This window comes from Pedobacter nototheniae, from assembly GCF_004335085.1.
In the GTDB taxonomy this organism is placed as follows: Bacteria; Bacteroidota; Bacteroidia; order Sphingobacteriales; family Sphingobacteriaceae; genus Pedobacter; species Pedobacter nototheniae.
Window position 1 is genome coordinate 52,293 of record NZ_RQRS01000019.1, and the last position, 14,118, is coordinate 66,410.

Annotated in this window: 14 protein-coding genes; 2 read left to right on the top strand and 12 right to left on the bottom strand. The window is 34.5% G+C overall.

All coding sequences use genetic code 11. From position 1 onward, the window contains the following. Nucleotides 1–3: 3 nt before the first annotated feature. The 3 genes from EHC72_RS16255 to EHC72_RS16265 are packed head-to-tail and all read right to left on the bottom strand — an operon-like array spanning nucleotide 4 to nucleotide 3,996. A complete protein-coding gene (locus EHC72_RS16255) occupies nucleotides 4–1,599 on the bottom strand; it encodes an MFS transporter (protein WP_131538764.1) in 1,596 nt (531 codons plus the stop codon). Continuing rightward, nucleotides 1,592–2,656 (bottom strand): HlyD family secretion protein, encoded by a 1,065-nt coding sequence (locus tag EHC72_RS16260; protein ID WP_131538765.1) that lies wholly within the window; start codon nucleotides 2,654–2,656, stop codon nucleotides 1,592–1,594. Before EHC72_RS16260 ends, EHC72_RS16255 begins: the two co-directional genes overlap by 8 nt. Nucleotides 2,657–2,658: 2 nt before the next feature. Further along, entirely contained in the window at nucleotides 2,659–3,996 is a 1,338-nt protein-coding gene (locus EHC72_RS16265) for a TolC family protein (RefSeq protein ID WP_131538766.1), read from the bottom strand. Nucleotides 3,997–4,084: 88 nt separating this feature from the next. Here EHC72_RS16265 and EHC72_RS16270 point away from each other — a divergent pair, with 88 nt between their 5' ends. Further along, nucleotides 4,085–4,900 (top strand): helix-turn-helix domain-containing protein, encoded by an 816-nt coding sequence (locus tag EHC72_RS16270; RefSeq protein WP_131538767.1) that lies wholly within the window; start codon nucleotides 4,085–4,087, stop codon nucleotides 4,898–4,900. Between the two features lie 3 nt (nucleotides 4,901–4,903). On the opposite strand, the gene EHC72_RS16275 is transcribed toward EHC72_RS16270, so the two are convergent. From EHC72_RS16275 to EHC72_RS16285, 3 genes are read right to left on the bottom strand one after another with little or no spacing between them, the layout of a single operon-like run. Then, a complete protein-coding gene (locus tag EHC72_RS16275; RefSeq protein WP_131538768.1) occupies nucleotides 4,904–5,137 on the bottom strand; it encodes a cytochrome b5 domain-containing protein in 234 nt (77 codons plus the stop codon). Next, complete coding sequence (locus tag EHC72_RS16280) at nucleotides 5,137–5,817, bottom strand: lycopene cyclase domain-containing protein (protein WP_131538769.1); 681 nt, start codon at nucleotides 5,815–5,817, stop codon at nucleotides 5,137–5,139. Before EHC72_RS16280 ends, EHC72_RS16275 begins: the two co-directional genes overlap by 1 nt. Beyond that, nucleotides 5,818–6,351 carry a hypothetical protein gene (locus tag EHC72_RS16285; protein WP_131538770.1) on the bottom strand — a complete coding sequence of 178 codons (534 nt, stop codon included), beginning with the start codon at nucleotides 6,349–6,351 and terminating at the stop codon, nucleotides 5,818–5,820. A gap of 127 nt (nucleotides 6,352–6,478) precedes the next feature. Between EHC72_RS16285 and EHC72_RS16290 the strand changes: the two genes are divergently transcribed. Next, nucleotides 6,479–7,960, top strand: a complete 1,482-nt coding sequence (locus EHC72_RS16290) for a phytoene desaturase family protein (RefSeq protein WP_131538771.1) — start codon at nucleotides 6,479–6,481, stop codon at nucleotides 7,958–7,960. A 282-nt stretch (nucleotides 7,961–8,242) separates the two neighbouring features. On the opposite strand, the gene EHC72_RS16295 is transcribed toward EHC72_RS16290, so the two are convergent. The 6 genes from EHC72_RS16295 to EHC72_RS16315 form a co-directional block, all read right to left on the bottom strand. Continuing rightward, nucleotides 8,243–8,776 (bottom strand): RNA polymerase sigma factor, encoded by a 534-nt coding sequence (locus EHC72_RS16295; RefSeq protein WP_131538772.1) that lies wholly within the window; start codon nucleotides 8,774–8,776, stop codon nucleotides 8,243–8,245. A gap of 133 nt (nucleotides 8,777–8,909) precedes the next feature. Then, nucleotides 8,910–9,926 carry a UDP-N-acetylmuramate dehydrogenase gene (murB, locus tag EHC72_RS16300; RefSeq protein ID WP_131538773.1) on the bottom strand — a complete coding sequence of 339 codons (1,017 nt, stop codon included), beginning with the start codon at nucleotides 9,924–9,926 and terminating at the stop codon, nucleotides 8,910–8,912. Between the two features lie 121 nt (nucleotides 9,927–10,047). Further along, complete coding sequence (locus tag EHC72_RS23220; RefSeq protein WP_255535851.1) at nucleotides 10,048–10,179, bottom strand: hypothetical protein; 132 nt, start codon at nucleotides 10,177–10,179, stop codon at nucleotides 10,048–10,050. A gap of 26 nt (nucleotides 10,180–10,205) precedes the next feature. After that, nucleotides 10,206–10,445, bottom strand: a complete 240-nt coding sequence (locus tag EHC72_RS16305) for a hypothetical protein (RefSeq protein ID WP_131538774.1) — start codon at nucleotides 10,443–10,445, stop codon at nucleotides 10,206–10,208. Nucleotides 10,446–10,530: 85 nt separating this feature from the next. After that, nucleotides 10,531–11,814, bottom strand: coding sequence for an HlyD family secretion protein (locus tag EHC72_RS16310; protein WP_131538775.1), 1,284 nt, complete (start codon nucleotides 11,812–11,814; stop codon nucleotides 10,531–10,533). Between the two features lie 44 nt (nucleotides 11,815–11,858). Next, nucleotides 11,859–14,045: a peptidase domain-containing ABC transporter gene (locus EHC72_RS16315; RefSeq protein ID WP_131538776.1), complete on the bottom strand. Its 2,187-nt coding sequence runs from the start codon at nucleotides 14,043–14,045 to the stop codon at nucleotides 11,859–11,861. Nucleotides 14,046–14,118 lie beyond the last annotated feature (73 nt).

Genomic DNA, 14,118 nt, shown 5'->3' on the forward strand with positions numbered 1-14,118 from the left:
CTATTAAAACCCTGCTGGGGCTGGGTGCTTGCCTTTAACATTAATAATAGTTTTACTAATTACGGGCTGCAAACCAATAATTACAATCGTAATTAAACATAAAACGGTAATCATTTCATAATAGTTTACACAGAAACTTAAAAAGGATTGCTTTTGAACCGCTTTACTCAACAAGCCTGTAGCGGCTTTTACTGCTTCATCTTTTAACATTCCTCTTCCAGACAATGCCGCTTGATAAGCTATTAAACGATCTTGCATGGCAGGATTTATCAATGTTAACCCTTTCTCCATACTATTGATGTGGGTGCCCTTAAAAAACAGTTGAAAAAAATTAATAAAGGCAAGGCTCAAACTAAAGGTACTAAACCTTACAAATACACCAACGGAAGCTGCAGATTGACTTAAATTGGATGGTACAGATGAAATAATGAACATTACAACTGGCGACATAACCATGCCTGCTCCCAATCCTTGCAAAAATAGTGGTAGTATAAATGTTTCTGCATCAGCTTCGCTTGCGAATAAAAAGCACATTAAACCGAAAAAAATCAGTAATAGAGAAAAACCAGCAATCCACAACATTCTTAATCCTTTTTGCCTGGTTAAAAATCTTATAGAAATATAAGAACCAACACCTACACCAGCGATGTTAAATACCATTAGTTCGTTAGCATGTAAAGAATCCATTCCTAAAACAGATATAAAATAAGTATTTGTTAAAGAAAAAGCCCCTCTAATTATATAAAGGATAATAAGAAAGACAATGCCAATGCTAAAATTTCGCGATTTAAAAACAGCAAGATCAACCGTTGGTCTTTTTAAACTCAATTGCCTGAAAATAGAAACCAAAAACAAACCTAAAATTGCAAGGATACAAAAGATGATTCCAGAATCATCAAGCCAATCTTTTTGCTGACCGTAAACCAGCACATAAGCAATTAAAATAAGCATGCTTGCGAAAAGTAAAAAACTAGCCCAATCTAACTGATATAACGGCTTATGCTTTAAAACATTAACCCTATTTAGCATAATATAGAGCAATGCGGCACTTGGCAAAAAGAAAAATATAATGGCTTTATACAAAATATTATACTCGTAGTTTTCTACTAAAGGAGCGGCAAATAACCCTGTAATTGGAGAAACACATAAAATCATCCCGTAAAAAATAGTGTAACCTACCTCTCTTGAATGTTCAGACTTTAGGCGACTAAAAAGCAGATTTAAGCATATACTGGTAATTCCACAATTTACAATTCCTTGCATAAATCTAAAGGTAAATACCAACCAAATTTCGCGAGTATTATAACAGGCGTAAGCAATTAGAATTTCTAAAACAATACAAATCAGCAAGTATTCTTTTGTCTGAATGCGTTCATAAAATCGCCTTTCCAGCGCAGTAAAGCTGGCAACGGCAGCATAAAAAAGCAATAAAGAAAATTGAACATCGGCAGGCTCCATACCATAATAACCAGCCGCAGCGGTTCCATCAGCCGTAGAAAGCGCAAACAATAGTACCGAGGCTAAAAGCAAAAAAAGAATCCCGAAGCGGATAAGCCATTCAGGCGCCCAGCTTTTAAATATTAAAACAGGGTTATTCATGATCTGTTTTTTTAACCTTTACTACTGCGCTCATTCCTGCGTTTAGGTTAGTCATTTTTTTAGCTTCACCATCCAAAAGAATACGTACTGGGATGCGCTGGGCAATTTTAACAAAGTTACCTGTAGCATTATCAGGTGGAAGTAGCGAAAACCGAGAACCTGTAGCACCAGCAAGCGATTCGATTTTGCCAGAAAAGGTTTGATCTGGAAAAGCATCAACCTGAACTTCGACAGGCTCGCCCACATACATTTTTCCAACCTGAGTTTCTTTAAAGTTTGCAATAACCCACTTGCCTGCATCACGATCTACGATATATGCAATAGTTTGGCCTGATTGAATCATTTGACCTATTTGGATTGTTCTCCTCCCCATTTTGCCGTTATATGGCGCAACAATTACCGTGTATGAAGAGTTTAAACTACTTCTATCCACTACAGCTTCTCTCCTTTTAATTTCAGAAGAAAGCACTTCGGATTGCAATCTAATATCATTTGTTTTAGAAGTTGCAGCTGCATATTCTTCCTTAGTCGCAGCTAAGTCTGCCTTGGCAATTTCCAGTGCACTTTCTACTGCTTCCAATTGCTGGCGGGTTGCAGATTCTACATCGTACAGTTTTTTATAACGGTTGTATTCTTCCTGTTGCTTCCACAAACGAGCTTTAGCTGCATCAATTTTCGATTTACTTACCGCCGCCGTTGTGGCTGCTGTTTGAACGTTGCTTTTTAATACTGCAACCTGTGCTTTTGCATTTAATAAAGATGCGGAAGCCTCATTTTGCTGTACTGCGTAATCGCTGTCGTCAATTATCAAAAGAGTATCACCTTTTTTAACCTCCTGATTTTCCTCATATCTAACTTCTTTTACGTAACCACTTGCTCTTGCCGTAATTGGGTTAATATATTCATCAATCTGGGCATCATTAGTATCGTTATATCGCATATAATGAATCGCGGTTTTCCCGCCCCAAAAAAGTAAAATAGCCAATACTAAACAAGCAATAGCCGTGGTAATTCTGGTAATAATTTTATCGGTTTTATTTTGTGTTTTAGTAATCATTTTTATAACGTTCCTACGACTTTTTGTAATTGATAATATTGAATTTTTGCATTAACACGAGCGGTTGTCAATTCGAAACGAGACTGCAATAATTGCGTTTCGGCATCCAAAAGATCAGTTAAAAGCGATAAATGGTTGAAATAGGTATTTTGCACTATACGATAGCTTTCTGAAGCTTGTTTAATATTCTCTTGCGCCACATCTATCCTTTTTAAAGATTCTGTATACCGCAAGTAATATTCTTGCACTTCTTGCTTAATGCGTTCTTTCACATCCTCATCTTCCACCTGTTGTTTTTTAAGTTGTAAAGTTGCCGCTCTCACCTTATTTTTATTGTTGTAGAACGATGAAATCGGAATTTTTAACTTTAAACCAGCCATTCCATTACTGTATAGCGAAAGCGAATAAGGGTAAAACTGAATTTGGGGATAAGCAAAGGCGTATTCTCCAAATAAACCCAATGAAGGCAAAATATTTGATTTAACTTGTTTCAACCTCAATTCTGCTAATTGCTGTTCTTTCTCAGAGATTTTGACCTGAAAAGAATTTGAATTTGCTCGGTCCATATATTCTGCCATTCCTTTTAAAAAGTCTTTTTCATCACCATCAGAAATAACTGGATTAATAACCGTTTGCTCCTCCTTCCCGATTAAAAGATTTAATTTTTGGGTTGCTATACTGATGCTATTTTCAATTTCTGTTAATAGCATTTTTTGCTTGGATAAGCGAAGTTCGGCACGCAAAACATCACTTTTTAAAACCGCTCCATTTTTAAACATATGCCCAATTTCAAGCAACTGTTTTTCCCGCTCTTTAATATCCTGCTCCAATAATTTTTTATAGGATTGATTTCTGTATACATCATAAAAATAAACTGCTGCAGTGTAGTGTATTTCTTGAGTTTGAGCGCCTTGTTTTTCTTTCGAAATCTGTAATTCTGTTTTAGAAGCTTCTATTTCACGATTTGTTTTCCCTCCATTGTACAGATTTAAATAAGCATCGGCACTAATTTTATAATACTTCGGCTCTACTGGATATTGCGATGGAGTATGGAAAAGTCCGTTTTCATAAATAGGCATTTCAAAAATATGCGCTAAAACTGCATCTGCTTCTACTTCGGGCAAACGTTCTGCTTTAGCTACTTTTACCTTTGCTTCTGCGGTTTGCACATCAAGCTGTTGCATCTTTATTTTTTTGCTATTGCTATCTGCAAGTTGCCAAACCTGATTAATGTTGAGCGTTGTTATTTCCTTGACTTCACTTTGTGCATAACTAAAAATGGATGATAAAAGAAGGGATATGCACATCCAAAACACTCTTTTATACCTTGTAAAATTCATATTCGTTAATTAATGATGCAAATTTCGCTCAAGAATTGTTTCTTTGTTTTATCTAAACAGCCTTATATTTATTCAAACCAGCCAAAATATGAAACTTAGCAACGAAGAGCTTTTATTTGCATTGGACGAAAAACCAGAAACAATGTATGTTTGGCACAGCAGGTTTGAAGATCGCTTTCAAGATCACACACATTTAAAAGGACAACTAACTTACGTAGAGGGTGGTGTAATATTTTTACACACAGACGAAAAGTCGTATTTTCTTCCGGCAAGGCATTATGTTTGGATCCCTGCTGGGGTTGAGCATCATTTACAACATCGCTACCATGCAGCCATAACCCGTAATATTTATTTTGACACAAAAACTGACGAAAGCAACCCTTTTTACAAGCAAATAGGCATTTATCCTGTAAATAATTTACTACTGGAAATGTTCTTATTTTCTGAAAGATGGAATGGAAATATCTTTCCTGGAACACAGGAATATGATTTTTTAAATACTTTGAAGAATATTTTACCAGTAGTAAGTCAAAACCCGTTACCAATTGCTGTACCAACAACCGCTAATGAACGGTTAAGACCATCTTTAGCCTACATTAATTTAAACGCTGGCGATGATTCTCTTAGCTTGGAAAGCGTAGCTGCTGCCAATGGTTTTAGTGAAAGAACTTTATCCCGAATTTTTCAATCGGCATTAAATATTTCTTTCTTCCAATATTTAAAACTGGTAAGAATGACCAAGGCAATGGAAAAATTATTGGAAAGCGATTTAACCATTAGTGAGATTGCGTATTCTGTGGGCTATAACAGTATTTCTTCTTTCAGCAATACTTTTTCAAAGATGGTTGGCAAAAGACCGTCAGATTTTAAAGATTTAAAACATACTACACTTACCAAACTTTAAACTTTATTTTAAAACGCCGATTATTGTAAATTTCTCGAAAACTGTTTCTGTATGTGGTGCATCGGGCATTTCATCCGTTAAATCCTGTCCTGCCCAATGTTCATAATGTTTGCCATTACGCCATAAACGGCTTTCGGTTACTTCATAAATAAATCCTTTGTAGGCTACCCAAATTTGAGGCTTATCCTGTCCATTACGTAGCGCAAGCTGCTGTTTGGTATATATTGGCAAATCCATTATTTGGCTGCTTTACTTTTAAAAAACTCATATAAATACACATTCATCAGCAATAGTGCCATCAGGTAAAAATGATCTTCAAAAGGAATAGTTCCCACCCGCATGCCTAAAATTTCTTTGTTATTGTAAATTACAACTGGAATGGAGGTTAAAAAGCCATTAACGATGTAAAATGGGATTAATGAAACAACATAAGCACGATAAAAGCGATACATAAACCTAAATTGTTTATTAAAGTACTCTACATAGATCAAAACAATAAACAAAAACCCAAAATTTATTAATGTATACCATTTGTGGTAACCAAAAAATAAAATGGCTACACACAATCCTAAAAATAAATTACTTAAGGCTAAGCTATATTTTTGTAAATTATTTGCAGGAAAATAAGCATTTAAGCATTCGTAAATAAAAATGCATGCATAGGGAACTGTTAAAAAAAATAAAATTTCTTCAAGTGGTAAGCCTAATAAATCTATTCCTACTAAATATTTTGGGTTAAATGACCATACGTTAAGTTTCACGAATAAAAGATCCCAAACCAGAAAAATAATTCCTGTTAAAAAAATTGCAGGAAATACAAATTTCCACTTGCTAAAAAAATGAACTTTTTTATCAAACGACAAAACCAATGGAAAAAATATTACAGCAATGTTAATGAGTAAATAGGTATAGTTCATTTATAAGTTTTTTTGGAGTATTTTAATTTCTTGAGCCGTACAACGCTTACTATCAATCATAAATTTAGCAACGTTTTTAATCAGGTCCTCATCTGTATTTCCAAAGTTATGATTTTGATAGTGCTTTACAATTTCCTTTCTATCCACATCCAAATCTTTACTAAATCCTAAAAAAGAAGGTGTGAAATGCTCAATTGAAAAACGCATAAAGCGAATCTCCATGTTTTCTTTATCCATGTTAATTGCTTTCTTCATTGTTTTTAATGATCTGCTAACATATTTAATTTTGTTATAGGGATTCCACGAGTGCTTGGCCTTTAATGCTTCCAATGTTCCGGTATAGGCGGTTATTAAAGCCGTTTTGTTGGGCAGTTGATCCAGTTTTTTAAAAAGAGAATCCGTTAGTTTAGAATTTTCTACCGCCTTAACCATATTGGTTTTTAGCTCGGTTATTTCTTTATTGCTCAATTGCGCCTTGCAAAAGCTCGTTGCCAACACACAAAACAATAAAATTATGGCTCTCAAATTAATCATGTATCTGGCAAAAATAGTAAAACAAAGCATTTTACATGCATTATAGTTATTACAAAGAGGTTTCTTTTAATTATCTGTTATCAACATTATACAAACAAATTCGGGTTTATTTACTTTATTTATAGCAATGAATAAAAAACCTCATGTTACTGTAATTGGTGCGGGTTTCGCCGGACTAGCTGCCGCTGCTTTGTTAGCAAAAAATGGCTGTGATGTTACCGTAATTGAAAAACATAATATGGCTGGTGGTCGTGCACGTAGCTGGGAAAAAGATGGATTTACCTTCGATATGGGACCAAGTTGGTACTGGATGCCCGATGTTTTTGAAAATTATTACAATCTGTTTCGTAAAACCACATCTGATTTTTATAAACTTGAAAGATTAAGTCCTTCCTATCGGATTTATTTTGGGAAAGAAGACACTCTTGATGTACCCGCAACATTAGAGGCTCTTTATCAGCTTTTTGAATCGTTGGAACCAGGAAGCAGCAAAAATCTTGATTCGTTTTTAGCACAAGCGAAATACAAATACGATGTTGGCATGAATGAATACGTATTTAAGCCATCTCATAGTGTGATGGAATATTTCGATCCCCGTTTAGCAATAAGTGGCATAAAATTGCAACTGTTGGGCAATATGAGGAAACATGTGCATAAACTTTTTAAAAATGATAAACTGAGGAAGCTCTTAGAATTTCCTGTATTATTTTTAGGTGCTACCCCACAAAATACACCTGCTCTGTATAGCTTAATGAATTATGCTGATTTAGTTTTAGGCACTTGGTACCCAATTGGTGGAATGCGGAAAATTGTTGATGCCATGCAACAAATAGCCGAAGAACATGGTGTAAAGTTTATATTCAATACGGAAGTAACTAAAATAGATGTAAAAAGCGGAAAGGCTGAAGAAATTCAGACTGCTAAAGGAAGTTTCAAAACAGATTTTGTGGTTGGCAATGCTGATTATCATCATATAGACCAAAAATTATTGGAGCAAAAATATAGAAACTACGATGCTAATTATTGGGATAAACGAACAATGGCGCCATCGTGCCTGTTATTTTATATAGGCTTAAATAAAAAGCTAAAGAATATTTTACACCACAATTTATTCTTTGACGAAAATTTTGATCAACATGCTGAAGAAATTTATGCTAATCCACAATGGCCATCAAAACCCTTATTTTATGCTTGCTGCCCTTCTATAACGGATACTACGGTAGCGCCTGATGGTTGTGAAAATTTATTTTTTCTGATTCCATTGGCACCTGGTTTAACGGATAGTGAGGAAGAAAGAGAAAAATATTTCGAATTGTTGTTAAATCGCTTTAAAAATTTAACTGGAAACGACATTAAAGATAATGTTCTGTTTAAACGGAGTTATGCCATGAATGATTTTGTTGAGGATTATCATGCCTTTAAGGGTAATGCTTATGGCTTGGCAAACACTTTAAAGCAAACAGCATTCTTAAAACCGAGCATGAAAAGCAAGGTAACAAATCTTTTATATACCGGACAATTAACCGTTCCAGGTCCTGGAGTACCTCCTGCAATCATATCAGGACAAGTGGTGGCAAAAGAAATAATAAAAAAACTAAAAAAGACTTGACAAATTTAAAATTTCGCTTATCTTTATAACCACAAAACAAAAATACTGTACTTGCCCTTTAAAAAAGACAATAAAATTTAAATCAGCAAGTGTTTCGGAATTAGAGAGAAGGATGTTGAAATACAAAATAAGAATCAACTAACCAAATATATGATAAGCAAAAAAGGCCAGGAAATTTCCAGGCCTTTTGCTTTTTAAGATCATTCGATTTCAAATTTATTACGAATTAAACTAAAAATAAAAAGCCCGAATAAATTCGGGCTTTTCTAATTATTTTAAGGTTTATGAAACCAATTCGGCGATTTGAATTTCTTTTGAATATGTTTTCAAATATTTTTTAAGAATTCCTCTTGCTACGTGAATACGAGTTTTTACCGTTCCAATTGGAATCTGCAACATATCTGCAATTTCATGGTATTTATACCCTTCAAAATAACGGATAAATGGCACGTAATATTCTTCAGGTAACTGAGATAATGCTTTGTTAATATCGCCTAATACAAATTTACTTTCAGCATCATTCTTTGTTGCACTAAAAGAAAGATTTGCTGATGATATATCTTCGCTTTGCGTAATTAAAGTATTTGTTTTAACCAAGCGGCGATAATTATTAATGAAAGTATTTTTCATTATTGTAAACAACCATCCTTTTAAATTCGTTCCTTCTTTAAACTTGTTATAGTACGTAATAGCTTTGAGCATAGTATCCTGCACAAGGTCATTTGCGTCTTCTGCATCTTTTGTAAAGTTCAAAGCATAAGATCTAAGAGATACCGAGTGATGGTTAACTAGATGATTGAATTCAAATTTTGTCATGATGTTTTAGCTTTAGGTAAGATTTAATAAACAAATGAATTGTCCAATATTTCGCTAAAAACTAAACAAACTTAATACCAAAAAATATTTATGGTGTGCCAAAACCTAAATAACTCCTTGAAGCTACTTTTCGTCACAGAATATTTACTTCACGTTCTAAAGTGACTCCAAAAGTAGACTTTACACTGTCTATAATCTGTTCGGATAATTGATACACTTCTTTACCTGTAGCGTTGCCATGATTTACTAAAACCAGCGCCTGATTTTTCCAGGTACCTGTTTGGCCAACAATTTTGCCCTTCCATCCGCACTGCTCTATTAACCATCCAGCTGCCAATTTAACTTTTCCATCTGCTGTAGGATAATGTACCACATCGGGGTGATTTGCTACAACATCAGCAAATTCATATTTTTCTATAACCGGATTTTTAAAGAAACTGCCGGCATTACCAATAGTTGAAGGATCTGGCAGTTTGCTTACACGAATATGCGATACCACAGAAGAAACATCTGCAATATTAGGATTTTGAATGTTTCTATTGCTAAGCTCAGCCTCAATTGCGCCGTAGGATGTATTAATATTGGGTTGCGTACTTAGATTAAAAGTAACCGATGTAATGATGTATTTTCCTTTTAGTTCTCCTTTAAAAACACTTTCGCGGTAACCAAAATGGCATTGATTAAAATTAAATATCTTAAAAATCCCTGTTTCTATTTCAAAGGCTTTACAGCTTTCAAACACATCTTTTAACTCTACACCATAAGCTCCAATATTTTGAATGGGCGATGCACCAACCGTACCAGGAATTAAACTCAGATTTTCTACTCCGGCAAAACCATGTTGCACACAATAATTTACCAAATCATTCCAAACTTCACCTGCGCCAGCGGTAACTTTAACCGTTTCACCAGTAATTTCATTTGAAATTCCTTTGATGCTCATTTTTATAATTAAGCCCTCAAAGTTTTTAGTGAAAAGCATATTGCTTCCACCGCCAATAATTAAAATCTGATTTGCTTTCACAACCTCAGATTCAAAAAGCTTACTCAAATCATCTTCATTAAATATTTCAGCAAAAAAACTTGCTTTAACATCTATACCGAAAGAATTGTATGGTTTAAGTGAAATATTTTCCTGAATCTGCAGCATAATTGATTGTAATTTTCTGCCCAAAAGTAAGAAAATAGTGTCTGACTTATTGAATGATTATAAATCAGGAATAAATTTAATCACAATGCAGCAAATACCGCATTGTGATTAACCTTTAATACTAAAGCGTTGTTGGCCTTATGGTAATAACAGTTATGGTTTTAACTGGAACAGTTGGCATTTTAAGTCCATCATGCTTTATTTTTTTAAAAACAAACATGGTTCTTTTAGTTAATGGCTTTGTTATTCTCATCGCTTTAATTTAATGTTGTTAAAAAATTAAGCACATGGCTGCATAACCACCTCACCAGCACAAGTATACATAACTGGGCCAGAGCAACCTCCATTTGTTGGCGACCATTGTCCTCCTACAAAAATGCCATTGGCATCTGTTGTACCCATATTGCCCATACAATCAAAGGGCACTAAGTTACCATCGCAAACACCACACATCATCTGTTTTTTTCCACCTAATACATTTTTCATTTCAGCTTTGCTGAGCAAATTTGTCTTTTTCATTTTTTTAGGGATTTGATTTGTTTTGAAGTTTTTGCGGGCTTTCACGCAAGCCTGCTTTAGCGGTATTTTTAATTGTATAAATATATTATTGGCTATGCATCATTTTGGTAATATTCCTAAAGAAACGCTGCAGTAAAGAACTTTCTTCTGTAATAATTTCTGCATCAGCCAGCATTCCATTTTTAAGTACAATTTTTCGATTTGGGTCTTTATTTTCAAATTGCTCAAAGCTTACCTTGGCAATAAACACGCTATCTTTATAAGCCGCATCAGAAATATAGGTTAAGCGCCCTCTAATCATTCCATACTGTTCAAACGGATAGCTTTTTAATTTAACCAGCGTACGTTCTCCCTTGCGGATTTTACCCATATTGTACTGCGGAATTTGTACCTCGCCAAAGTAATTTGCATTGCCAGGGTTCACAATAAAAATTTCTTGATTGGCTGCAACATTTTGATTTTGTTGTACAATACCGGCAAAGCTCAATTTACCAGCCACAGGTGCTTTTAAAATGTGCTGCAATATCCAGGCATCACTTTCGGTAACACATTGATTGAGTGATTGTAAAAATTTAGCTTGTTCTTCTGCAATGGTATGTTTTAAATCAAGTAATTCTTTTTCCTTGCCTGTGTAGCTGCTGGCGTTATTAAGCATGGAAGTTTCTGTTTGTTGCAACGGGTACTTTGATGCTAAATATTTATTCTCTTGCTGAGTGAACTCACTGCTGGATATAACTTTTTTATCATAAAGCTGCCTATATGCTTTATATTCCTTCTCATTATTGGCATATTCTTGTTGCTGTACCTTTTGCTGTTTAACTAATTGTGCTTTAAGTGTTGTAATATCTTTTAAATCTCGCTCCAAATAGGCCATTTTATTTAGATAATAACCATTTTTTTGAGTAGATTGATATTGCAAATATTGCTGGTAAAAACTTTGATAACTGCCTTGAAGCTCTCCCAAATTTAAACCTGTAGGTAAATTAACCGAAGCTAAACTGTTTGTTAAAAGGTTATTTTGAAACTTTTTTAGTTCTTTACTCAACTTCAAAACATCGTTGGGATTTGCCGTACTTTCAAAAAATGCCAGAACCTGATTTTCTTGTACCATCTGGCCATCCTCTACCAGTAAAGCCGTTAGTTTTCCGCCTTGCTTTGCTAAAACCTGTTTAGGAGAATTTAAACTGTTTACCTTTAAATTGGTTTTAACAACATCAGGGTATTCAATTAATGCCGACAGCAAAATAATACCGCCCAAAATGGCAAAAATCAAAGTTATTCCCCACCGTAAAATCCATGATGGAACTGCAGTAATAATATCCTGCACTTCTTCGCTGTTTACTTCCTGATATATAATTTCTTGAGGCATTTATTTTTCATTTTTTTGATTATAAAAAATCAATTATCATCTTTTTACGAACCCAACTCCAGCTGGTTTTTCACCAATTGGTAATATTCGCCTTTACTTTGTGTAAGTTCTGCATGGGTTCCTTGCTCTATAATTGCACCTTTATCAAGCACAATAATATTATCAGCATTTTTAACCGTACTTAATCTATGCGCAACTACAACAACCGTTCGTCCTTTAAAAAAGCTTTCCAGGTTTTCCATAATTACTTTTTCGTTGTTGGCATCGAGCGCATTTGTAGCTTCATCAAAGAAAATATATTCGGGATCTTTATACACCGCACGTGCAATTAAAATTCGTTGCTTTTGCCCCTGACTAATTCCATTTCCTTCAGAACCTATTTTGGTATTTAAACCCAGCGGCAGACTTTCTACGAAGTCATTTATATTGGCTACATTAATTGCATGTTTTAACTTAGCCATATTTGGATATTCATCACCTACTGCAATATTTTTGGCAATACTATCAGAAAATATAAAACCATCCTGCATTACCACGCCACATAATCCTCGCCAATAACGAAAGCTAACTTGATTTAAATAAGAATTACCAATTTTTATATCTCCTTTTTGTGGTTCATAAAAACGGAGTAAAAGTTTAAGAATTGTTGTTTTTCCACTTCCACTCATGCCTACAATAGCTGTAGTTTTGCCCGCAGGAATACTTAAATCTATTTTGGATAACACAGGCTCATTACCAGCACCTGGATAAGTAAAAGATAAATTTTCAATATTAATACTTTTATCCTCCGGCAACTCTCTAATAAAGGTTTTATCTAAAGGTTCTTCATCGTCCATTTCCCTGATTTCGTTTAAGCGTTCCAGTGAAATTTTTGCATCTTGCAACTGTTGAACAAATCCAAGCATTTGTTCAATAGGGCTATTTAACTGTCCAATAATGTATTGCACTGCCATCATTGCACCCAACGTTAACTGACCATCAATAACGGATTTGGCAACTAAAAAAGTAATTAGAATATTTTTTCCTTCATTAATAAAGAATGTTCCAGCTTGTTGATACTGCCCAAGCGCCAGGCTTTTTACATTGAACCTAAAAAGTCCTGCCTGAATACGTTCCCACTCCCACCGTTTTTGTTGCTCACAGTTATTTAGCTTTATTTCTTGCATACCGCTAATTAGCTGCACAACCGAACTTTGGTTTTTTGCGGAAATATCAAAACGTTTGAAATCAAGTTCACGTCTTCTTTTAAGGAAAAACACTACCCATAAACTGTATAAAATACTGCTTACCACAAAAATGATGAAGATATTGATATTGTAATAAGCAAGTACAACTGCAAAAATCACCAGGTTGAACATAGAAAAGATCACACTTAAAGTAGAGCCTGTTAAAAAGCTTTCAATCCTTTTCTGATCGTTCATTCTCTGCAAAATATCACCAGTCATTTTGGTATCAAAATAACCCATTGGCAACTTCATTAACTTAATTAGAAAATCAGTTAATATGGAAATATTAATTCGGGTACTAATGTGAAGTAAAATCCATGAACGGATAAAGTCGACGCTCATTCGCCCGATAAACAGCATGGTTTGGGCAATAAGAATGATGTAAATAAAGTTAAGGTTACGTGTGTTAATACCAATATCAACAACAGATTGTGTTAGAAATGGCAAAATAAGCTGCAACAAACTACCTACGCCTAAACCTACAAAAAGCTGAATAACTAATTGCTTGTAGCGATATAAATATTTTAATAGATAACTAAAATCCAACCCATCGTTCTTGTCTCCATCCTGTGTATAAAAATCAGGACTAGGTGATAGCGTTAGTAAAACACCTTCACTTTCGCCACCAGATGTAGTGCTCAACCAGTGCTTTGAAAACTCGGTTTCTGTATATTCTATAAGTCCTTTGGCAGGATCGGCAACAAAAAATTTATTTCCCTTAATTTTATAGAGCACAACGAAGTGGTTCTGATCCCAATGTAAAATCATCGGAAACTCTACTTCTTTAATTTGGCTTAGCGACAGCTTTATCCCCGTAGTACGAAAGCCAATTTTTTCTGCTGCTTCACTTATTCCTAATAAGGAAACACCTTCCCGGTTTATACCAGAAATTTCTCGTAAACGTTGTAAGCTGAAGTTTTTGCCATAATGCCGGGCAATCATACGTAAACAGGTAGGCCCACAATCCATTTGATCGGGTTGTTTATAAAAAGGGAATGAAATCAAATTTTAAATATTTATATGCGTTTACTCTGATCCGGATATGTATAATTAATTTAACTAACCTGTGGTGAATATA

What these genes read in the sequence shown, in the direction of transcription:
- EHC72_RS16295 (WP_131538772.1), bottom strand. Translation starts at nt 8,776, where the DNA reads ATGACAAAATTTGAATTCAATCATCTAGTTAACCATCACTCGGTATCT.
- EHC72_RS16255 (WP_131538764.1), bottom strand. Translation starts at nt 1,599, where the DNA reads ATGAATAACCCTGTTTTAATATTTAAAAGCTGGGCGCCTGAATGGCTT.
- EHC72_RS16265 (WP_131538766.1), bottom strand. Translation starts at nt 3,996, where the DNA reads ATGAATTTTACAAGGTATAAAAGAGTGTTTTGGATGTGCATATCCCTT.
- EHC72_RS16280 (WP_131538769.1), bottom strand. Translation starts at nt 5,817, where the DNA reads ATGAACTATACCTATTTACTCATTAACATTGCTGTAATATTTTTTCCA.
- EHC72_RS23220 (WP_255535851.1), bottom strand. Translation starts at nt 10,179, where the DNA reads ATGAGAATAACAAAGCCATTAACTAAAAGAACCATGTTTGTTTTTAAA.
- EHC72_RS16305 (WP_131538774.1), bottom strand. Translation starts at nt 10,445, where the DNA reads ATGAAAAAGACAAATTTGCTCAGCAAAGCTGAAATGAAAAATGTATTA.
- EHC72_RS16270 (WP_131538767.1), top strand. Translation starts at nt 4,085, where the DNA reads ATGAAACTTAGCAACGAAGAGCTTTTATTTGCATTGGACGAAAAACCA.
- EHC72_RS16260 (WP_131538765.1), bottom strand. Translation starts at nt 2,656, where the DNA reads ATGATTACTAAAACACAAAATAAAACCGATAAAATTATTACCAGAATT.
- EHC72_RS16310 (WP_131538775.1), bottom strand. Translation starts at nt 11,814, where the DNA reads ATGCCTCAAGAAATTATATATCAGGAAGTAAACAGCGAAGAAGTGCAG.
- murB (WP_131538773.1), bottom strand. Translation starts at nt 9,926, where the DNA reads ATGCTGCAGATTCAGGAAAATATTTCACTTAAACCATACAATTCTTTC.
- EHC72_RS16275 (WP_131538768.1), bottom strand. Translation starts at nt 5,137, where the DNA reads ATGGATTTGCCAATATATACCAAACAGCAGCTTGCGCTACGTAATGGA.
- EHC72_RS16290 (WP_131538771.1), top strand. Translation starts at nt 6,479, where the DNA reads ATGAATAAAAAACCTCATGTTACTGTAATTGGTGCGGGTTTCGCCGGA.
- EHC72_RS16285 (WP_131538770.1), bottom strand. Translation starts at nt 6,351, where the DNA reads ATGATTAATTTGAGAGCCATAATTTTATTGTTTTGTGTGTTGGCAACG.